This window comes from Pseudomonas brassicae (genome assembly GCF_010671725.1).
Lineage (GTDB): Bacteria > Pseudomonadota > Gammaproteobacteria > Pseudomonadales > Pseudomonadaceae > Aquipseudomonas > Aquipseudomonas brassicae.
Genome location: NZ_JAAHBU010000161.1, coordinates 1 through 19,613 on the forward strand (window position 1 = coordinate 1; position 19,613 = coordinate 19,613).

General features: G+C 63.1%; 14 protein-coding genes and 5 pseudogenes. 12 read left to right on the top strand and 7 right to left on the bottom strand.

Features of this window, described 5'->3' with window-relative positions; all coding sequences use genetic code 11:
• Positions 1-21: 21 nt before the first annotated feature.
• Positions 22-1,900, bottom strand: a pseudogene (locus G3436_RS12885) (sigma-54-dependent Fis family transcriptional regulator).
• A gap of 118 nt (positions 1,901-2,018) precedes the next feature.
• Positions 2,019-2,324 (bottom strand): NIPSNAP family protein, encoded by a 306-nt coding sequence (locus G3436_RS12890; protein ID WP_163945479.1) that lies wholly within the window; start codon positions 2,322-2,324, stop codon positions 2,019-2,021.
• 181 nt (positions 2,325-2,505) lie between these two features.
• Between G3436_RS12890 and G3436_RS12895 the strand changes: the two genes are divergently transcribed.
• Positions 2,506-2,910, top strand: a complete 405-nt coding sequence (locus G3436_RS12895; RefSeq protein WP_163945482.1) for a hypothetical protein — start codon at positions 2,506-2,508, stop codon at positions 2,908-2,910.
• Positions 2,911-2,985: 75 nt separating this feature from the next.
• Complete coding sequence (locus G3436_RS12900; protein ID WP_163945485.1) at positions 2,986-3,300, top strand: hypothetical protein; 315 nt, start codon at positions 2,986-2,988, stop codon at positions 3,298-3,300.
• Positions 3,301-3,348: 48 nt separating this feature from the next.
• Here the strand turns inward: G3436_RS12900 and G3436_RS12905 are convergent, their stop codons facing one another.
• The gene (locus G3436_RS12905; RefSeq protein WP_163945487.1) at positions 3,349-4,323 is read right to left on the bottom strand and encodes a hypothetical protein; all 975 of its coding nucleotides are present in this window, start codon (positions 4,321-4,323) and stop codon (positions 3,349-3,351) included.
• Positions 4,324-4,480: 157 nt separating this feature from the next.
• On the opposite strand from G3436_RS12905, the gene G3436_RS12910 reads away from it, so the two are divergent.
• The 4 genes from G3436_RS12910 (at position 4,481) to G3436_RS12920 (ending at position 8,444) form a co-directional block, all read left to right on the top strand.
• Positions 4,481-5,011 (top strand): sigma-70 family RNA polymerase sigma factor, encoded by a 531-nt coding sequence (locus G3436_RS12910; RefSeq protein WP_163945490.1) that lies wholly within the window; start codon positions 4,481-4,483, stop codon positions 5,009-5,011.
• Positions 5,008-5,952, top strand: a complete 945-nt coding sequence (locus tag G3436_RS12915) for a FecR family protein (RefSeq protein WP_163945493.1) — start codon at positions 5,008-5,010, stop codon at positions 5,950-5,952. Before G3436_RS12910 ends, G3436_RS12915 begins: the two co-directional genes overlap by 4 nt.
• A 66-nt stretch (positions 5,953-6,018) precedes the next feature.
• The gene (locus G3436_RS27575; RefSeq protein WP_243667122.1) at positions 6,019-6,831 is read left to right on the top strand and encodes a TonB-dependent siderophore receptor; all 813 of its coding nucleotides are present in this window, start codon (positions 6,019-6,021) and stop codon (positions 6,829-6,831) included.
• Positions 6,765-8,444: a TonB-dependent siderophore receptor gene (locus G3436_RS12920; RefSeq protein ID WP_338001249.1), complete on the top strand. Its 1,680-nt coding sequence runs from the start codon at positions 6,765-6,767 to the stop codon at positions 8,442-8,444. Before G3436_RS27575 ends, G3436_RS12920 begins: the two co-directional genes overlap by 67 nt.
• Here the strand turns inward: G3436_RS12920 and G3436_RS12925 are convergent.
• Entirely contained in the window at positions 8,428-9,006 is a 579-nt protein-coding gene (locus G3436_RS12925; protein ID WP_163945496.1) for a thioesterase family protein, read from the bottom strand. The genes G3436_RS12920 and G3436_RS12925 overlap by 17 nt on opposite strands.
• A gap of 106 nt (positions 9,007-9,112) precedes the next feature.
• Between G3436_RS12925 and G3436_RS12930 the strand changes: the two genes are divergently transcribed.
• Positions 9,113-10,078, top strand: a complete 966-nt coding sequence (locus tag G3436_RS12930) for a GlxA family transcriptional regulator (RefSeq protein ID WP_163945499.1) — start codon at positions 9,113-9,115, stop codon at positions 10,076-10,078.
• Between the two features lie 7 nt (positions 10,079-10,085).
• Here the strand turns inward: G3436_RS12930 and G3436_RS12935 are convergent, their stop codons facing one another.
• Positions 10,086-10,715 carry a flagellar biosynthesis protein gene (locus G3436_RS12935; RefSeq protein ID WP_178116448.1) on the bottom strand — a complete coding sequence of 210 codons (630 nt, stop codon included), beginning with the start codon at positions 10,713-10,715 and terminating at the stop codon, positions 10,086-10,088.
• Positions 10,716-11,093: 378 nt separating this feature from the next.
• On the opposite strand from G3436_RS12935, the pseudogene G3436_RS12940 reads away from it, so the two are divergent.
• A pseudogene (locus tag G3436_RS12940) lies at positions 11,094-12,177 on the top strand (type I restriction endonuclease).
• Between the two features lie 293 nt (positions 12,178-12,470).
• Here G3436_RS12940 and G3436_RS12945 read toward each other — a convergent pair.
• Positions 12,471-12,878, bottom strand: coding sequence for a DUF3224 domain-containing protein (locus G3436_RS12945; protein WP_163945502.1), 408 nt, complete (start codon positions 12,876-12,878; stop codon positions 12,471-12,473).
• A 186-nt stretch (positions 12,879-13,064) separates the two neighbouring features.
• Here G3436_RS12945 and G3436_RS29210 point away from each other — a divergent pair.
• The 4 genes and pseudogenes from G3436_RS29210 to G3436_RS12960 form a co-directional block, all read left to right on the top strand.
• A pseudogene (locus G3436_RS29210) lies at positions 13,065-13,552 on the top strand (ParA family protein); the annotation flags it as partial.
• Positions 13,553-14,407: 855 nt separating this feature from the next.
• A pseudogene (locus G3436_RS28905) lies at positions 14,408-15,253 on the top strand (methyl-accepting chemotaxis protein); the annotation flags it as partial.
• Positions 15,254-15,454: 201 nt separating this feature from the next.
• Complete coding sequence (locus G3436_RS28910; protein WP_420801207.1) at positions 15,455-16,159, top strand: methyl-accepting chemotaxis protein; 705 nt, start codon at positions 15,455-15,457, stop codon at positions 16,157-16,159.
• A 59-nt stretch (positions 16,160-16,218) separates the two neighbouring features.
• A complete protein-coding gene (locus G3436_RS12960) occupies positions 16,219-17,991 on the top strand; it encodes a putative bifunctional diguanylate cyclase/phosphodiesterase (protein ID WP_420801208.1) in 1,773 nt (590 codons plus the stop codon).
• Positions 17,992-18,044: 53 nt separating this feature from the next.
• On the opposite strand, the pseudogene mqo reads toward G3436_RS12960, so the two are convergent.
• Positions 18,045-19,613: pseudogene (gene mqo, locus G3436_RS12965) on the bottom strand (malate dehydrogenase (quinone)); the annotation flags it as partial.

Here is a 19,613-nt window from a genome sequence, read left to right on the forward strand (position 1 = left end):
AAAAAATCTGACAGTCCCGTGCTACCGCTTGAGCCTGCGGTACAACGTAGCTCGCTGATACCCAGCGAACGCGCCGCCGCAAGCACGTCGCCCTGGTGACGATCCAGCGCCTGCTGGATATCGTGCTCTGCTCCAACACGCGGACACGGCACCCGACCCGCACGCAATTCATCCACGGTGTAATCCGGCAAGTGCTCCAGGGTCAGGCAGGTTTCACCCTCACCACGCAACGCCATCGCCGTACGCAGTACCATCTCCAATTGACGAATATTGCCCGGCCAGTGGTACTGCGCCAACACCCCGGCAAGCGCCGGGTCCAGCTCGATACCCGCACCCTCCATACCCTCCAGCAAGGTGCCACACAACGCCGCCAGATCGCCCCGCTCACGCAAGGCCGGCAGTTGCACGCACAACCCGCTGACGCGGTAGAACAGGTCCTCGCGAAAGCGCTGCGCCTGTACCTCATGCTTGAGGTCACGGTGGGTAGCGCTGATCAGCGCCACGTCCAGCGCCTGCTCTTCTGCGCCCCCCAACGGCGCTACCCTGCGCTCCTGCAGCACACGTAACAGGCGCGCCTGCAAGGCCAGTGGCATATCGCCAATCTCGTCGAGAAACAACGTGCCGCCATGCGCCTGCAACAGGCGCCCGACCATGCCACCACGACGCGAGCCGGTAAATGCGCCCTCGCGGTAACCAAACAGCTCGGACTCGATCAGGCCTTCCGGGATGGCCGCGCAATTGACCGCCACAAACGCTTTGCCAGCACGGCTGCTGGCTTCATGCAGTGCACGCGCAACACGCTCCTTGCCAGTGCCCGTTTCACCCAACAGCATGATCGGCAACCCATTGCGCAAGCCCCGTCGGGCCATGTCAGGCTGCGCGCAAAACGTGGATGATTGCCGGCCAGCGCCAGCAGCGGGTCGCGGGCAGGCACCGCCGCACGCGGCGCAGCGCCCCTTACCCCAGCACGCAGCAACAAGCGCAGGGGCGCCTGTACGGTACGCAGGAACATTTCGCCACGCGGGGTCTGCACGCTAGCGATCGCGCCCTGCTCCAACGGGCCCAATGCTGTCGCCTGCGGGCCGAACACCTGGCTGACCGAGCGCCCCAGCAGGTGCTCACGCGGTTGGCGCAACAGGGTACAGGCGTGTTGGTTGGCCGCCAGCAACTCGCCTTCGGTACCGATGGCCAGCAAGCCCTGCCAGGACGACTCCAGGTACTCGCGACGCGGATGGAAGGCCAGGATCAGCTGGCGCGGGTAACAGGCACTGAACAGCCGGCTTTCAATCTGGCTGGCACTCAGTTGCAGCAGCGACACGCTGTCGTGGGGCTGGCGGTTGTGGCCCTGACGGGTCAGGTCGAGCACACCCTGGACGCGGCCCGAGGGGTCGCGAATCGGCACAGAGGTGCAGCAGAACGGGCTGAGCCGGTCGAGAAAATGTTCGTTGTAGTCGATGACCATCGGGCGTGCTTCCAGCAGCGCAGTGCCCAGCGCGTTGGTGCCGCGCAGTGTCTCGCTCCAGCACACCCCCGGCGCGATGTCGCGCACCTCACGCTGCAAGGCATCGGTACACCCTTCGACCGCAACGATGGTGGCCTGGGCATTGGCCAGGATGATCAGGCCGCCGCCCTGGGCCGGGTCGAACTGCGCGACCAGTTGCTCGATCACCGGCGTGGCCGCCTCGATGAACTGGCGATTGTCGGCAAGCAGGTCGGCGCTGCGCGTGCGCCGGGTCTCGCAGCCATCCCCCAGGCGCCGGCCATGGCCCAGGCTGCGCCGCCAGGAGGCATCGATTTCGTCACGCAGCATGCCCTCGGGCACTACCCCCTGCTGGCGTACGAAGCTGCGCACATCAAGGGTTTCACACACACTCAGGTCGTTTCTTATTTTTGTCTGCATGCCCAACTCCAGAAAGAATCTGCGGGCGCTCAGTCACGCACGGCCATCGCAGGCCGTCGCGCTTACGCTGACGTGAAGGTAAGGCAGATGCGGGGCGGTGACAAGCCGCCCAGGCGGCTCAACCGAGCACGGGCCGGAAGAAGCTGCGCTCATAGCTGACGATGCACCGGGTGTCTTCGGCGTACTGGAAAGCGGCCATGCACTCGGCGTCGGTTCTGGACTGCTCGCGGTACTGCTCGTAGGCCGCCAGGCTCGGGAACGAAAACATCGCCAGGGCAATGTTGTTGGCGCCTTCGCTGGGCAGGAAGTAACCGTGGTGCTGACCACCGAATTTTTCCACCAGGGGAATCCACATCCGCCCGTAGGTTTCGAACTCTTGCAGCTTGTAGGCGTCGACCACGTAGCGCAGGTAGCAGGTAATCATTGCATCACTCCATGAAAGGGACCGCCGCGAGCCTAGGTGGCAAGGCCACCGAACGTCAATACGCCCCGCCCGCACACACGCATTTGCAATGCGCCGCGATTACCGGTATCACGTCGCCTCCCAAACGCCCGCCAGCGGACCTGCGACGACTATGGACAGCCTTGCAAGACACAGAGTGATAATGACCCTTGGCGCGCTGATCGGCCTGCTGCCGGTAACGCTGCTGTTTCTCTGGGGCACCGGGGTGGTGCTGTTCGAGAGCTTCAAGCGCCGGCTGATCGACCCGGGCGCCTTCATGCTGGTGCTAGGCATCGTGATGGTGTCGACCTTCTGCCTTGGCTGCGGCTGGTGGATCTATGCCCAGGCCATGCACCCACGACCACAGCTGCGCCGCCACCCGGTGCTGCTGCTGGGGTGGGTGATCGGCGTGCTGTGGGGCATTGGCTGGGCGTTGATCTGGGACGTTCAGCTCAGGCTGAGCCACCTGGTGTTCCTGCTGCCCGGGGTGATCACCGGCGCGATGTACCGCGTCACCTGGAAACGCGAACGGCAACTGCGTGCACAGTCGATGCAATCAACTGCCTGACCAGCCGGGGTCCCCTCCAGGCCCTGCCTGTGCGAAAATAGCGCCTTTGTTATCAATATGTTGGAGATGCACGGTTTGGTTACACACTACTCGGCGAACGGTACCAGCGCGGCCTGCGGACGCACCAGTCAAACCCTCAACAGCAGCCCGGCAGCGGATCAGGTTTCGTGCAAATCCTGCCTGCGCTCCCTCGCCACGCCCGAGGCAGCGGCCGTAGCGGCCAAGGCCAAGACCCCTTCCCTGGCCGAACTGCGCAAGCAGCGCCTGGCCCAAGCACAGGCCAAGGCCACCCCCGTATTCAGCGTCAAGGCCAGTTGGCAGGCACGCCTGAGCGAGCAGGCCGAGCGTTGCCGCCTGCCACGCGGCGTGCGTAAGCAGATGTCTGTGTGAGGCTCGGGGCGGGCCCTTTGTGGCTGCAAGCGGCCCGCCCGGCTCGGCTCAGTACAACTCTGACTCCAGCGCCAGCAGTTCCTTGGAGGCAAATGCCAGCTTGAGCTGCTCCATGGTGTCGCTGGTACGATCCTCGGCCTTGCAACTGAGCCACGCGATGGATGCCGACAGCAGCACCAGCAAGCGCTTGGCCTGGGTGGTCAAGGCAATCGCCGGCTTGTGCACCATCAGTATCTGCTGGCATGCCGCACGGCCCGGGTCCTGTTCGAGCATGCGCATGATGCGCAGCGCCACGGTGCCGCACAGCTCTTGCTTGAGCTCGATGTCCGAAGCGCCCATGGCCTCCCAGTAGGCTGGCTCCTTGCCGTCCTCGATGAACAGGTCGACCCAGCTGCGATAGTCGTCGTCCTGGGCAATGCTGAAGGCCATGCGCAGCCACTGCATTTTCAGCGCCTGCTGGTCTTCGCCCGAAGCGCCCAGCGCCTGGGTGAACGCCAGTGTCTCTTTCATCAGCGAGGTATGCTGCGGCCCGAGCTGGTTGCTCGCCTCAATCAGCGCCTCGCTGCATTCGCGGTATTCCTGAATGAGCGCAGCCCCCTCGCGCAGGTTGTACAACACCGGAAAAATACGGTACTTGGCGGCGTGCACTTCCTTGATGAACAGGCGCGTCTGCTCGATCAGATCGGCAATGCTGCGCTGGGTCTCCTCAAAGCGGTTGCTGTCGATGAGCACTTCACGCGCCCTCTCGGGGGGGGCGTCCTGCTCCAGCAGACGATGCGACAAGCGCCCGATGTTGAGGATCTTCTGGGTCGGCGCAATGATCTGGTGAGTGTATTGGCGAGAGAGGGTCTCCAGCTCTTCCTGCAACTGCTGAATCGAGATGGTACGCACCTGCTCGTGCAGCTTCATCACGGCTTCGGTCTTGTTCTGACGGCGCTGGTTGTACATGAAGGTAACCGCCGAGCCGACGATCGCCACACTGGTTGCGATATCGACACCAATCGACAAAGCCGAAATTTCCATGCGCCTCTCCTTAGATAACCGAGCCGGTTTTATAACGGCTTGCGTGGCAAAAAACCACTGGCCGTGAACCCCCTACCCGGCGCGATGGCACAGGCGTATTGCATTAGGCACGGCCAATCGGCATCATTTGATAACAATTGTCATTAGCTTTTGATCCATGCCGCCTACCACCTTCGACGCATCGCGCCTCAGTGCCCGCAACCGTGTGCTGCACCAGTTGTTCGGCGACCACCACGGCTGGTTGCTGGGGCGCCTGCGCGCGCGCCTGGGGTGTGGCGAAGATGCCGCCGACATGGCCGCCGAGACCTTCGCCCAGGTGGTGGCCGCGCCCGACCCGCAGGCCATCCGCGAGCCGCGCGCGCTGCTGACGACCATCGCCAAGCGGCTGGTATTCGCCACTTGGCGACGCCGCGACCTGGAACGCGCCTACCTCGAGGCGCTGGCACAACAGCCCTATGCGCATGAACCCTCGGCCCAGGAACAGGCCCAGGCCCTGCAAGCGCTGAGTGCCCTGGACAGCCTGCTCGAAGGGCTCTCGCCGATCGCGCGCAGTGCGTTTCTGTACAGCCAGCTGGAAGGCCTGAGCTATGCCGAAATCGGCCAACGCCTGGGCATTTCTGCGCCCCGCGTGCACCAGTACGTGGTCAAGGCGCTGGGCCTGTGCTACCTGGCGCTGGAACCCGCATGAGCGCAGCACGCCTGCCAACGGCGGTGGCCGAGGCAATCGAGTGGCTGGCCTTGCAGCGCTCGGGCACGCTGAGCGCGGCTGATCAGCAACGTTTTGAACACTGGTTGCACGCCAGCCCCGACCACAGCCTGGCCTGGCAACGCCTGCAACAGCGCCTGGGCCAGGCGTTCAGTAGTGCACCCGAGCTCTCGCGGGAGGTGCTGAGCCGTGCCGGCAGCAGCCGTCGACACCTGTTGCGCGGTGCGCTGAGCGTGACCGGGCTGGGCCTTGGCGCCTGGTGGCTACAGCGCCAGGGCTTGCTGGCGGTGGGCAGCAGCGACCTGCAGAGCGCTGTCGCACAGCGCCAGTCCTTTACCCTGGAGGACGGCAGCCGGGTGCTGCTCAACGCCCGCAGCCGGGTCGACCTGGCCTTCGACGCACAGCAGCGCACACTGATCCTGCGCGAGGGCGCGCTGAGTATCGAGGTGGCAGCCGATGCGCACCGGCCGCTGGTGGTGCGCAGCGCATTCGGCGAAGCTCGCGCCCTGGGTACGCGCTTCAGCGTGGCGCTGAGTGACCAAGGGGCACAGGTATGGGTGCAGACTTCGCGGGTGCAGGTAACGGTGCCTGGCGCCGCGCCGCTGGTGTTGCGCGCCGGCCAGGGCGCCTGGCTGGACGGCCACGCAGTGCGGCCATTGGACCCGCGCCTGGCACGGGCGGCCGCCTGGGAAGACGGCATGCTGGAAGTGCACGATCGTGCCCTGGGCGAGGTGATCGATGCGTTGCGCCCCTACCGGCATGGCTGGTTGCAGGTCACTGACGAGGCGGCGGCGTTGCGGGTTTCCGGGGTGTTCCCGCTGGACGACAGCGAGCAGGCGTTGCGCTCGCTGCAGGAGGTGCTGCCGTTGCGGGTAGAACAGCATCTGGGCGTGTGGACACGGCTGAGCTTGCGTGCGCGTTGATTATTTTTTTGCTGCCCCCTTAATAAATGCCCCGCTCGCGTCACATAGCTGGCATCGACTCGCCCTATGAAGACCGCCGCCATGCCCCTGTACCGCCCCTTGCGCCTGACCCTTTCACCGCTGGCCCTGGCCCTGGCCTTGAGCCTTGCCGCGTTCGACAGCGCGGCCGAACCTGCGGCTACCGCCGCCGCCCGGCAACAGCTGATCGACTTCGACCTGCCCGCCGGCTCGCTCGACGCGACCCTCACCGCGATTGCCCGCCACAGTGGCCGTGGCATTGCCTTCAGCGCGGCGCTGACTCGCGGCCTCACGGCGCCTCCATTGCGCGGCCACTACAGTGCCGAACAGGCCGTGCATCAGGCGCTGCAAGGATTGCCGCTGCAACTGAGCGTCACGCCCAGCGCCACCCTGAGCATCCAACCGCGCAGCGACGCCGCCGTGCAGTTATCGCAGACCGACATCGACGCACGCAGCCACACGCAGACCGCCTGGGGCCCGGCCTACAGCCGTGTGGCCACGCACAGCGCCAGCGCCACCAAGACCGACACGCCGCTGCTGGAAACGCCGCAGTCGATCTCGGTGATCACCCGTGAAGAGCTGGTCGCGCGCCAGCACGACAGCCTTGCCGACGTGCTCAACTACACGCCGGGCGTGGTCGCGCAGCCCAATGGCTACAGCCGCGTGGCCGACGACTACCGCATGCGCGGCTTCGATATCGGGCCACGCACCGGGGGAGTATTGCGCGACGGCATGAAGATGCAGAGCACCCAGTTCGAGGGCGGCCAGGAGCCCTATGGCCTGGAGCGCGTGGAGTGCTCAAGGGCGCCTCGTCAGTGCTGTATGGCCAGCTCGCCCCCGGCGGCCTGGTCAACACCGTGAGCAAGCGCCCGAGCCTTGATCCGCTGCACGAGATCAACCTGGAGTACGGCAATCACCAGCGGCGCCAGTTGTCCACCGACCACAGCGGTGCACTGGACGATGAGGGGCGATTGAGCTACCGCCTGACCGCGTTGAAGCGCGACAGTGGCACCCAGTACGATGCGATCGACGACGACAAGCAGTACATTGCCCCGGCCCTGGCCTGGCAGATCGACGACGACACGCGCCTGACCCTGCTGGCCAGCCAGCAACGCACCCAGACCACACTCACGCCACCGATCCGCTATGACCTTACGGTGTACAGCGCCACGCCCGGCTACAAGGTGCCCTACGACCTGTTCCCCGGCGAGCCGGACTACGACGCCTATGACGGTAGCCTGCACACCGCCGGCTACCTGTTCGAACACCGGCTCAACCAGTACCTGCAACTGCGCCAGGCCGTGCGCTACTTCGAGTCGCGCATCGACTACGACTACATCACCCTCAATACCAGCCGTGTCAGCGGGCCGAACCTGTCGCAGCTGTCGCGCAGCTACAACAGCCGTGAAGACATCGCGACCGGCTGGACCAGCGACAACAGCCTGCAACTGGCGCTGGACGGCGGGCGCTGGCAGCACACCGTGCTGGCGGGCCTGGACTATTACCGCAAGACCTATGACAGCCATCGTTTCAGCGGCAACGCCCCCGCGCTGGACCTGGCCAACCCGGTGTATGGCAACCTGCCTGAGGTCGACCGCTCGATCGACCGAGGCTCGGACCTGCACGCACGCCAGCTGGGGCTGTACCTGCAAGAGCAGGCCAAGCTCGACGAACGCTGGGTAGCCTTGTTCGGCCTGCGCCAGGACTGGGCCGACAGCACCACGCGCACCTACCGCGACGGCGCGCGCAGCACCACCGACGACAGCAAGCTCACCGGCCGCGTCGGTTTCGTATACCTGGCCGACAACGGCCTGGCGCCCTACATCAGCTACAGCCAGTCGTTCTTGCCGGCAACCGGCAGTGGCAGCGATGGCAAGCCGTTCTCGCCCACTGAAGGCGAGCAGTACGAGATCGGCCTGCGCTACCAGCCGGCCGACCGCGAATTGCTGATCAGTGCCGCGGTGTACCAGCTGACCCAGAGCAACGTGACCAGCTCCATCCCCGGCTCCGACTTCGATGAACAGACCGGCAAGGAGCGCAGCACCGGTTTCGAAATCGAGGCCAAGGCGCAGCTCACCGACAACCTGGCGTTCAACGCCGGCTACGCCTACACCGACGCCCACGTGATTGCCGACAACGATGCGCTGCTGCAAGGGTCACGTATCGAAGGCACGCCGTACCACAATGCCTCGCTGTGGCTGGACTATCGCCTCGCCGCGCTGGGGCTGCGCAACCTCACCCTCGGCGGCGGTGCGCGCTACAACGGCACCACGCACACCCTGCCCAGCATCAGCGACCGCAAGATCGCCGCCTACACGCTGTTCGATGCGCGGGTCAGCTATGCGCTGGACGAGCACTGGCAGCTCAGTGCGCGAGCCCAGAACCTGACCAACCAGCGCTACATGTACTGCGCCAATTCATGCCGCTATGGCGATGAGCGCAGCCTGGTGGGCTCGGTCAGCTACAACTGGTAGTGGTCGGCGCGGTTGCGCCGGGCGCGGCCTCTTCCTCACGCAGGCACTGGCTGAGCTTGTCGCAACTGGTTGACCAGTCGAGCAGCCAGTGCGGCAACGCCGGGGACTGTTGGTTCAGCCCCAGCTCGTGCACGAACTCGCTCGGCGCCAGCGTGCCCTTGGGCGCGCGAAACAGGCCACGCATCAGCACCACGCCGACCACGCGCCCGTCTTTCACGAAGCGGTGCTCCATGAAGCTCCATTTCTCGTCCCAGCCGAGCATGCGGGTGTGCAGCTCGAAGCGTTCGAACAGGCGCAGTTCGCGGCGAAACTTGCCCCACACGTCGCCCACAATGGGCACCGCCCTGCGCCGTAGTGCGACCCGAAAAGCGCCGCTGCGCAGCACATAGTCCATGCGGCCGACGTCGGCCAGGGTGAAATAGCGGCCATTGGTGACATGGCGGTTCAGGTCCAGGTCCAGCGGCCATACGCGCAGGTGCACCACCGTGGTCGCCAGCCCGTGCACGGGTTTGCGCCAGGGCCGGCGCAACAGCATCAACAACAGTCGGAACCAGAGATTCATGGGTTGCTCGCCAATGTGATCAGTGCAGCAGTCTAGCCACCTGCCCGGGTGGCACGGTAGATTCGCAAATGACTTTTTCCATGCGAAAACTGCAAGAGTGCCCTTCATGCATGTCACGTTGCTGCTCGTTGAGCACTGTTCTGCCGCCAGTGCCTCGATTGCGCTGGAGTTCCTGAGCGCGGCCAATTTCTTCAGCAGCGCGCAGGCGCCGCTGTTCGAGGTGGTCACCGCGTCCCTGGAGGGGGGCGACGTCGGCACCCTGGGCGGGCAGCGTTTTCAGGCAAGCTGTGCGCTGGACGCCATTGCCCGCACCGACCTGGTGGTGATTCCGGGTTTTCTGTTCACGCTCAAGGACGCCCTGCCCGGTTTCGCCGCACATGCCGGCTGGCTGCGCCGACAGCATGCACAAGGCGCCAGCGTGGCGGCGATGTGCAACGCGGCGTTCATGCTGGCCGAGACCGGCCTGCTCGACGACTGCCGCGCCACCACCCACTGGGCGTTCGCCGAGCCGTTTCGCCGCCGCTACCCGCAGGTCCGCTTGCAGGCGCAGCAAATCCTTTGCGAAGACGACCGCCTGATCACCAGCGGTGGCGCCACTGCCGCCCTGGACCTGATGCTGCACCTGATCCGACGCTTCGCCTCGCTGGAGCTGGCGCAACAGTGTAGCCGTTACCTGCTGATCGACAACGTACGCAGCGAACAGTCCAGCTACGTACTGTGGTCGATGCCCAAGCGCCATGGTGACCAGCAGATCCTGCAGGTGCAGAACTGGCTGGACGAACACTTTGGCGAAGCGCTGCTGATCGATGAATTGGCCAGTCAGTTCGGTTTTGGCGTGCGCAACTTCAAGCGCAGGTTCAAGGACGCCACCGGCTACACGCCGATTGCCTACCTGCAGACCCTGCGCCTGGAGCAGGCAAAGCAACTGCTGGAAACCACCCAGATGAGCCTGGACAGCATCACCTTCAAGGTCGGCTACGAAGACAGCAACTCGTTTCGCCGCCTGTTCCTCAACCGCGTGGGGCTGCTGCCGACGGCGTACCGCAAGAAGTTTCAAAGCGCGACAGGCTGATACCTGGTCAGAGCTGCTTGAAGGTCTGCTGAGTGATTTCCTCAAGCCCGGCTTCGGTGATTTCTTTCCAGTCGTTCTCGGTCACGGCCTGCATGTTGTCGCTTTTACGGGTAACCACTTGCAATTGGGCGGTACCGGGTGCCTCGATGGTCAAGTGCGACTTGTTGTTGACCGCGACGCTAAAGAACCCGGGGGAGAACCACGACCAGAACTCGACGATATGGACCTTCACCGTGGCCGCATCCTGCGTGTTGGCGTCGGTCACCACCTCGTAGCCTGCCTGACGGTAGGCCGATGCGACTGCATCGCTGACCAGTCGCGATACGGTGCGCCCGGAGGGCAGCAATACATCGCCCAGGCCTTTGCCATAGCCGTTTCGCTTGCGAGCGATGGCTCGCTCGGTGATAGACCGGTCGGTGACTTCGTCGTTCTTCAACGAGGGGATGTCAGCGCTGCGGGGCTTGATCTGAAAGACGCGCTCGTCGACCGCGCTGATGTGCACTTTCTTGCCATTACCGGGCGCCACAATCTGGCCAGCACCGAGCTGTGCAACGTTTACATCGATTTCCGACCGGCTGGTAGCACACCCCGTCGTAAATGCCAGTACCACAACTGCCAACGCAATCCGCACGTTCATCTGTCACACCTTATCCATATCGCCATCATTGGCCTGGCCGAGCATCGGCGCCAGCGATTGTAGCGAAAAGGCAAAATCCGCTTCCAACCTGCCGGAGCACTCACGCTGTAGACGCGTCGATGCCAGGCGCTACCGATGCAAGCACGAATGCGCACCTCATTGACGAACGCAGTGAAATTCGCACCTGCTCCACAAACATGACTCGATTGGAACACTGTGCCAGACAGGGCAACTTCCCAAGATTAAGCAACGCAATTCTTACACCCAGGCTGGTCGTGCATCCAGCATGGACAAATGCTCAGTACTCAGCCGTTATCACTCGTAGTAGCGTTATGCCTCTAAGGCCCCGATTGGGCTAAGAGAGCACTGGAGCAAGAAATGGAATTTGTAGAACGCCTCAACTCTATGTCCGCAAAAGTCAATCAATTGGCATCAACTATCCAGACAGAGGAAGCCACTAAAACAGCATTTGTGATGCCCTTTATCCATACGGTCCTGGGATACGACGTATTCGACCCTTCCGAAGTCGTTCCCGAGTACGTATGTGATGTCGGAACCAAGAAGGGAGAAAAAATCGATTACGCCATCCTGAAAGGCGGGGAAATTCAGATCCTGATCGAAACCAAGAAGATCGGCGAACCTCTCAACATCAATCACGCCAGTCAGCTGTTCCGATATTTTCATGTCACGACCGCCAGAATTTCGATTCTGACGAACGGCCGATTTTACAAGTTCTTCACTGACTTGGATGCGGCGAACAAGATGGATGAAAAACCTTTCTTGGAGATCGACTTGCTCGACATTGATGAGCACGTGATTCCAGAGCTTCAGAAACTTACCAAATCCGCCTTTGACGTCGATTCGATCATCAATGCTGCGGGTGAGCTCAAGTACGTTGGTCAGATCAAAAAAAGAGATGGCCAGCCAGTTCAGCCAACCCGATGACGACTTCGTTCGCTTCTTTGCAAGCCGTATCTATGAAGGCGCCATCACTCAGAAAGTCAGAGACCAGTTCGCACAGCTCACTCGGAAGGCCGCTTCACAGTTCTTAAATGATCAGATCAACGACCGACTCAAATCAGCTATCAGCGGCGTACCCTACCAAACACGCGCAGAGCAAGTCGTCGCAGAAAACCAGACAGAGCCTGCCGATACGCCAGAAGACCGCGTCATCACGACGATGGAAGAGCTCGAAGGCTTCCACATCGTGAAAGCGATCGTCAGAGCAGTGATCGATGCGAAGCGCATCGCTCACCGGGACACTCAAAGCTATTTCGGAATTTTACTGGACGACAACAACCGTAAGCCGATTGCGCGACTCCACTTCAATCGATCGCAGAAGTACCTTGGCATTTTTGATAAAGACAAGAATGAAACCCGCCACCCCATTAGCTCGCTGGACGACATCTACGAGTTTTCCAACGCGCTGAAAGAGACCGTCGCCTACTATCAAGAGTCCTAGAACGTACCCCGCGCCCCGGCCGCAGGTAACACCGCCGGGGTCTCGCCAATCAGCCGTGACACCTCTTCACGTAACGTGACACGTCCCCCATCCTCAGCGCCAATGCAGGTTGAGCTTGGCCGCAGCACTGCAAAACACACCAGCCATCAGCAACAGGCTACCCGCAACCACCAGGCGCAAGCGGGTCATGGCAAGAACTCCTGAGCGAGCAAGCCTCCATTATCCCCCCCTGCCCAGGCGGCGGCAGCCGCGCTGACGCACGGCAACCTGCGACAGGGCTGGCAACCGGGTGCTCAGCTCAGCTGGTAATCCAGCCAGATACGGTGCGTGCCGTCGGCGTCGATCTTCAGCCCGCCGGTCCCCGCGATGCCTTGCAGGTCTGCAGTGCCACTGCCTGGCACGATACTGAAGAACTCGTTCGCCCGATCGCTGCCGGTCGTGGATGCAGAGTGGATGAAGTTGAACGTGCCGGCCGTGCCGTTCACGCTGCCTTCAAAGCTCTCGATGGCGATATAGCTGCCGGTCCTGCTGGCAGGGTCGAATGCCGCCGTGAACACGGTCGCCGAATGGCCCTCGATCGCACCGGCATAGCGCTTGTGCAGGGTGCTGACAGACACCGGCAATGCGGTCGTGATGGCGGGCACAGGGCTCACGCTGGTCGGCGTGAAATCCCGCGTCGAAAAAGTGGCAACCGCTTCCATTCCAAAACCGCCTTTATCCAGTGAGGAGGAGCGGACCATTCTACTTCACACACCGGCGTGTACTGAACAAGGCGGGGCGCCTGAAAGGCATGTCTTAAAACTGTAACTTTTCCGACATAACATCGAACCAGCTTCTGACATCTATCATTGGTTGGCCATCGGCCCTGTTCATGGATTAACTGCCCCATGCGTCGTGTCGTATTCAATCAGAAAGGCGGCGTCGGCAAGTCCAGCATCGCCTGCAACCTCGCGGCCGTCAGTGCTGCCGAGGGCTATCGCACGCTGCTGGTCGACCTCGACCCGCAAGCCAACTCCACGCACTACCTCACCGGGCTTGCCGACGACAGCATTCCCTCGGGCATTGCCGACTTTTTCAAGCAGACCCTGGCCAGTACCCCCGGCAGCCTGCGCAGCCGCGTTGCCATCACCCCGACCCGATACGACAACCTGCACCTGGTGACCGCCAGCCCGGAACTGGCGAACTGCAGTCGAAACTTGAAAGCAAGTTCAAGATCCGCAAGCTGCGCAAGCTGCTGGTGGAGCTGTCCGAGGACTACGAGCGCATCTACATCGATACCCCGCCCTCGCTGAACTTCTATACCTTCAGCGCACTGGTGGCCGCCGACCGGTTGCTGATCCCGTTCGACTGCGATGCTTTTTCGCGCCAGGCCCTGCAGCAGGTCCTGGAGCAAGTGGAAGACCTGCGCCAGGACCACAACGAGGACCTGCAGATCGAAGGTGTGGTGGTCAACCAGTTCGTTGCCCGTACCGCCCTGCACCAGAGCCTGGTAGACGCGCTGCTGGCCGACGGCTTGCCGGTGCTGCCGGTGTACCTGAGCAGCTCGATCAAGATGCGCGAGTCCCACGAGGTGTCAGTGCCGCTGGTGCACTTCGCCCCCCGCCACAAACTGTCGCTGGAGTTCGTCGACCTGCTGGGCGCCCTGGAGCGCGCCGCCTGAGCGTGCGCAAGGCTGCACAATGGCAGGCGCGCCTGTAGCCACCACCGCGCGCCCTCGCCCTTGTTGCTGGCCCCGTCCTGCTGAACCCGCCTCTCACACACGCCCGCAACGCGCGGGCTTGTTGCACGCAAGCGCTCTGGGCCGCGCCTCAAACAGTGATGGCACTGCGGCATCACGCTGTCGCAGAAGTTCAATTGCTATACAAAAATAAATAGTTGTACAAGTTTTGCCAAAATTTATAGCATCCCCGCCAAGGCCTCGCGCACCACAGGCCCTTTGCTACCTCCCCCGCCCTGGATGGCCCCACCCTGTTTCGCAACGGCTCACGCTTGCGAGCAACGACTTGTTTGTGCCTGCCGGATTCTCTCGGCGTGATCGAGGCTAAAAAATGGCAACCGTAATGACCCACTTCGACAACATGAAAGTCTCGCGAAAACTCGGCGCCGGTTTCGGCTTCCTGTTACTGGCCGTACTGGCCGTGGCGTTTGTTGGCCATACCAGCAACACCTTGCTGGTAGACCGGCTCGACACCACGCGCCTGGTCGCACGCTCAACGATGCCGTGCAGACCATGCGTCGCACCGAGAAACAATATGAGGTGGCCGCCGATCCGCGTTATGTGGTGACGTACCGCGAGCACCTCGCAGTGGTTCAAGGTCTGGTATCCAAGGCGCTGGCGTCGATGCAGCGTGCCGAAAACCAGACCGCGTTGCGCCAGTTGCAAGCCAGCACCGCCGACTATGATCGGACGGTGCAGCGCCTGATCGACAACGACACAGCCCTGGCAGCGGCCCTGGAGCCGCTGGGGCAGCGCTCTGAAACCTACGCGCAAACGTTGTCCTCACTGGTCGAAAGCGCCACGGCCGGCGCCTTGCTGGCGCCCGAGCCTGCACACATTCGCAACCTGCGCAGCATCAGCGACCTGCGCAACGGCATGGCACAGTTCCGCCTGGCACTGCGCCGCTACATCAGCGAGCCGAGCGCGCCCAACCAGCAAACGCTGTTCAACACCACCGACGCCTTGCTCGACGATCTCGGCAGGACGCGCACGCTGCTGCCCGCAGAGCAGGTCGGCCAGCTTGAAGCCGTATACGCCGGCATGCGCCGCTATCGCACGGTATTGCAGGAGGTACAGGCGCTGTTCGAACAGAAGGACACACTGCGCCAGCAGGTCGACCAGTTCAGCGGCGCCATGGACACCACCATGACCGGCTTGATGGACACCCAGCAGCGACTTGCCCGCGACGATCAGCACAACGCGCTGCTGCAGATTGCCGGCTTGTCGCTGCTGGCCTTGCTGGCCGGGCTGTTTGCGGCAGTGGTGATCGCCCGCCAGATCACCGTGCCGCTATCGGTCACCGTCGAACTGGCGCGCCGCATCGCCAAGGGCGACCTCACCCCCCAGGCCAAGGCGGCGCGGCGCGACGAACTGGGCGAGTTGCAGAATACCGTACTGGACATGGCCGACAGCCTGAACACACTGGTCAAGGGCATCGGTAGCGGCGTGAGCCACATCTCGACCGCAGCCGAAAAGCTCTCGGCCATGAGCGAACAGACCAGCGCCGGCGTGCGCCAGCAGAAGGTGGAAGTCGATCAGGTCGCGACCGCCATGCACGAGATGGCCTCCACCGTGCAGGAAGTTGCGCGCAACACCACCGACGCCTCCGCAGCCGCCACCCTGGCCGAGGAGCAGGCCCGCCATGGCGGTGCGGTGGTCAAGCAGGCTACCACCCAGATCAGCGAGTTGTCCGATGCCATAGAAGCGCTGGGCGGCGCAATGAATACCCTCACCCAGGACAGCGAACAGATCGGCCAGGTGATCGATGTGATCAAGGCGGTGGCCGAACAGACCAACCTGCTGGCGCTCAATGCTGCCATCGAGGCCGCACGCGCAGGTGAGCAAGGCCGTGGTTTTGCCGTGGTCGCGGACGAAGTACGCTCGCTGGCCCAACGCACCCAGAACTCCACCCAGGAAATCGAGACACTCATCACCGCCCTGCAACAGGGCACCCAGGCGGCGTCGACGCTGATGGCTTCCAGCCGTGAACGCACGCTCGACACCGTGCTGCTGGCGCAGAAGGCCGAACACGCGATTGGCGAGATCAACCAGTCGATCGGGACCATTCAGCAGATGAGCCTGCAGATCTCTGCGGCGGCGGAGCAGCAGAGCGCCGTGGCCGACGAGATCAACAAAAGCATCATCAATGTGCGCGATGTGGCGGACCAGTCGGCCACCGCCAGCCAGCACAGTGCCACCGCCACCCTTGAGCTGGTATCGCTGGGGCAAGACCTGCAGCGACTCACCTCGCACTTCAGAACGTGAGGCGCCCCGAGCAGGCGATAGCGACACAGGCCATGGCACACAGGCGAGGTTGAACGATGCTGAATGCGCACCCACCCTACCCGATCAACGAGGTGTTTCGCCAGCAGGCGGTCAACGAACTGCGCGCCCTCGAACACAGCGAAGACGAGGTGTTCGAACTGATCGTCGGCCTGGCGGCGGCGCACTTTGCCGCCCCCATCGTGTTGATTTCCATCGTCGACGAGCAGCGCCAGTGGTTCAGTGCGAAGGTCGGCCTGGACGTCACCCAGACCCCTCGCAACGCGTCGTTCTGTGCACACGCCTTGACCTGCAACGACGTGCTGGAAATCGAGGATACGCGCCTGGATCAACGCTTCAAGGACAACCCGCTGGTCACCGGCGCGCCGGGCATTCGCTATTACGCCGGCGCCCCGCTGATGACCGCACAGGGGCTGGGGCTGGGTACGCTGTGCATCATCGACACTCAGCCCAGGCCGGCAATGAGCCTGGCTGAACGCGCGGTGCTGCAGCGCTACGCACAGCTGGTCATGCACCGCATAGAAAGCCTGCGCTGCGAAGTGTTTGTAGACCTGCCAACCGGCCTGTTGAACCGCACCCGCATCGAGCAGGACATCCTGCACTGCCCGGCCCAGGGTGAGGATCGCTGGCTGGTGGCGGTGGATACGCTGACGCCGACCTTTCTCAACGATATCGTCAAGGCGCTCGGCTACTGCTTCATGCAGGCGCTGGTGCTTGAGCTCAAGCAGCGCCTGCTGCAATGCCTGCCGCCTGAATGCGCGCTGTACCGCATAAGCCCCACACGTTTCGCCTTTTTCTGGCCACTGAGTGAGCCGGTGACGCCGCTGTGCACTGCGCTGACCCGCGACTTCGACGTGCCGGTGGCGGCCCATGGCATCCCGCTCAAACTGGAGGTGACGCTGGGCCTGCTCAACCTCGACAGCTACCGGGACAACCGCAGCGATGCACTGCGCACCGTCATCACCGCAGCGGAAGATGCCAGGGCCCGAGGGGTTGCCTGGTGCGAGTACCAGCCGGAACTCGACGCCGCGCAGCAACGTGCCTTTCTCCTACTGACCTCGCTGGCGCAAGCGATTCGCCTGAATGACCAGTTGAGCCTGGTGTACCAGCCACGCATCAACCTGAAAACCGGAGCGTGTACCTCTGTCGAGGCGTTGCTGCGCTGGGAGCACCCGACCCTGGGCTCGATCGGCCCGGCCGAGTTCATCCCCCTGGCCGAAAAAACCGCGCTGATCCGGCCTTTGAGCACTTGGGTGCTGCACGCCGCGATCAAGCAGATATCGGCATGGCACGCGCAGTCACTGGCGATAAAGGTCGCAATCAATGTGACGGCCCAGGACCTGTCAGACGCAGCCTTTACCGACCTGATGTTCGAGCTGATGACGCGTTACGGTGTCCAGCCCAGCGCGTTGGAGCTCGAGTTCACGGAAAGCACGCTGATCGCCAACCCCCAGGAAGTCAGCCGCCAGCTGCAACGCGTGCGCGCCGCCGGCATCGATGTGGCCATCGACGACTTCGGCACGGGCTACAGCAACTGGACCTACCTGCGGCAGTTGCCGGCTACCACGGTCAAGCTCGATCAGTCACTGATTCGCAACATCCACAGCGAGGAGAAGGACAAGCGCGTGGTGCAGACACTGATCAGCCTAGCGAAGAAATTGCGCTACCGGGTGGTGGCCGAAGGCATCGAGACGCTTGAGCACCTGGACACGGTCCGCGCGTGGGGATGCGATGAGGCGCAGGGCTATCTGATTGCCATGCCGATGACGCCGCAGCGGCTGCCAGGCTGGTTTGCGCTCGAACGCAGCGCCTGACCAGGCCCCGGCCAGTGTGCAAGCACGCCCGCCCGGGTCAAGCCAAGGAGGCGCTATGGCGCCAGCTCGGCATCGGTGTCCAGATGCTTCTGGCCGATCGGGTCGGTGGCCGGCGTGGCTTGCGGCGCCTGGGCGTCGCCCCCCGGCGGCGGGGTCAGTTGCAGCACTTCGCTGGTGTACTTCCATTCCTGCATCACACGCTCGGGGTCGTCATTCAGGCGGGTGCCGTAGCTCGGCACGATCTGGTGCAGCTTGGCCTGCCAGGCCGGTGTGGCAACCTTGTCCTTGAACACTTTCTGCAGCACCTCAAGCATGATCGGTGCAGCGGTCGAGGCGCCGGGTGAGGCCCCCAGCAAGCCTGCGATGCTGCCGTCGGCGGAACTCACCACCTCGGTGCCGAGCTTGAGCACCCCGCCCTTGGCCTCGTCGCGCTTGATGATCTGCACGCGCTGGCCGGCCTGCCACAGGCGCCAGTCTTCTTTTTTCGCATTCGGGAAATAGCTCTTCAGGCCTCGAAACGGTCGTCGTCGGACTGCATCAACTGGCCGGCGAGGTACTGCACCAGGTCGAACTGGTCCACGCCCACCTTGGTCATCGGCCAGATGTTGTGAAAGGTCATGCTGCCGAGCAAATCGAAGTACGAGCCCTCTTTGAGGAACTTGGTGGAGAACGTGGCGAACGGGCCGAACAGGATCACCCGCTTGCCATCCAGCACACGGGTGTCCAGGTGCGGCACCGACATCGGCGGCGCACCCGTGGCAGCAATGCCGTAGGCCTTGGCCATATGCTGCTGGGCAATGGCCTGGTTGTCGGTGACCAGGAACGAACCGCCCACCGGGAAGCCCGCATATTCCCTGGCTTCGGGAATACCGGATTTCTGCAGCAGGGTCAGCGCCGCGCCACCGGCGCCGATGAACAGGAAGCGGGTGTCGGTGGCCGCTTCGGTGCCGGTCTTGAGGTTCTTGTACTGCACGTGCCAGGAGCCGTCGTCGTTGCGCTTGATGTCCTGCACTTCGCTCGACAGGTCGAGCTTGAAGCTCTGCTGCGCCTTGAGGTGGCTGACGAACTGACGGGTGATCTCGCCGAAGTTCACGTCGGTGCCGATGGGCGCCCAGGTGGCGGCGATCTTCTGGTTGGGGTCGCGCCCTTCCATCATCAGCGGCACCCACTGGCGGATCTGCGCCGGGTCTTCGGAATACTGCATGGGGCGGAACAAGGGGCTGGCCTGCAGCGCCTCGTAGCGCTTCTTGAGGAACCGGATGTTGTCATCGCCCCACACAAAGCTCATGTGCGGCGTGGCATTGATAAACGAGCGCGGGTCTTTCAGCACGCCGTTCTTGACCTGCCAGGCGAGGAACTGCCGGGTGATCTGGAAGGCCTCGTTGATCTCGATGGCCTTGGTGATATTGATGGTGCCGTCGGGGTTCTCGGGCGTGTAGTTGAGCTCGGCCAGGGCCGAGTGGCCAGTGCCGGCGTTGTTCCAGCCGTTGGAGCTTTCTTCGGCAACGCCGTCGAGGCGCTCGACCATCTGCATCGACCAGCCAGGTTCCAGCTCATTGAGCCAGATCGCCAGCGTCGAACTCATGATGCCGCCACCCACCAGCAGTACATCGACTTTGCGG

Excerpts from the sequence above, each read along its gene's own strand:
- G3436_RS12890 (WP_163945479.1), bottom strand. The coding sequence starts at position 2,324 with ATGATTACCTGCTACCTGCGCTACGTGGTCGACGCCTACAAGCTGCAA.
- G3436_RS12895 (WP_163945482.1), top strand. The coding sequence starts at position 2,506 with ATGACCCTTGGCGCGCTGATCGGCCTGCTGCCGGTAACGCTGCTGTTT.
- G3436_RS12905 (WP_163945487.1), bottom strand. The coding sequence starts at position 4,323 with ATGGAAATTTCGGCTTTGTCGATTGGTGTCGATATCGCAACCAGTGTG.
- G3436_RS12910 (WP_163945490.1), top strand. The coding sequence starts at position 4,481 with ATGCCGCCTACCACCTTCGACGCATCGCGCCTCAGTGCCCGCAACCGT.
- G3436_RS12915 (WP_163945493.1), top strand. The coding sequence starts at position 5,008 with ATGAGCGCAGCACGCCTGCCAACGGCGGTGGCCGAGGCAATCGAGTGG.
- G3436_RS27575 (WP_243667122.1), top strand. The coding sequence starts at position 6,019 with ATGAAGACCGCCGCCATGCCCCTGTACCGCCCCTTGCGCCTGACCCTT.
- G3436_RS12925 (WP_163945496.1), bottom strand. The coding sequence starts at position 9,006 with ATGAATCTCTGGTTCCGACTGTTGTTGATGCTGTTGCGCCGGCCCTGG.
- G3436_RS12930 (WP_163945499.1), top strand. The coding sequence starts at position 9,113 with ATGCATGTCACGTTGCTGCTCGTTGAGCACTGTTCTGCCGCCAGTGCC.
- G3436_RS12935 (WP_178116448.1), bottom strand. The coding sequence starts at position 10,715 with ATGAACGTGCGGATTGCGTTGGCAGTTGTGGTACTGGCATTTACGACG.
- G3436_RS12945 (WP_163945502.1), bottom strand. The coding sequence starts at position 12,878 with ATGGAAGCGGTTGCCACTTTTTCGACGCGGGATTTCACGCCGACCAGC.
- G3436_RS28910 (WP_420801207.1), top strand. The coding sequence starts at position 15,455 with ATGGCCTCCACCGTGCAGGAAGTTGCGCGCAACACCACCGACGCCTCC.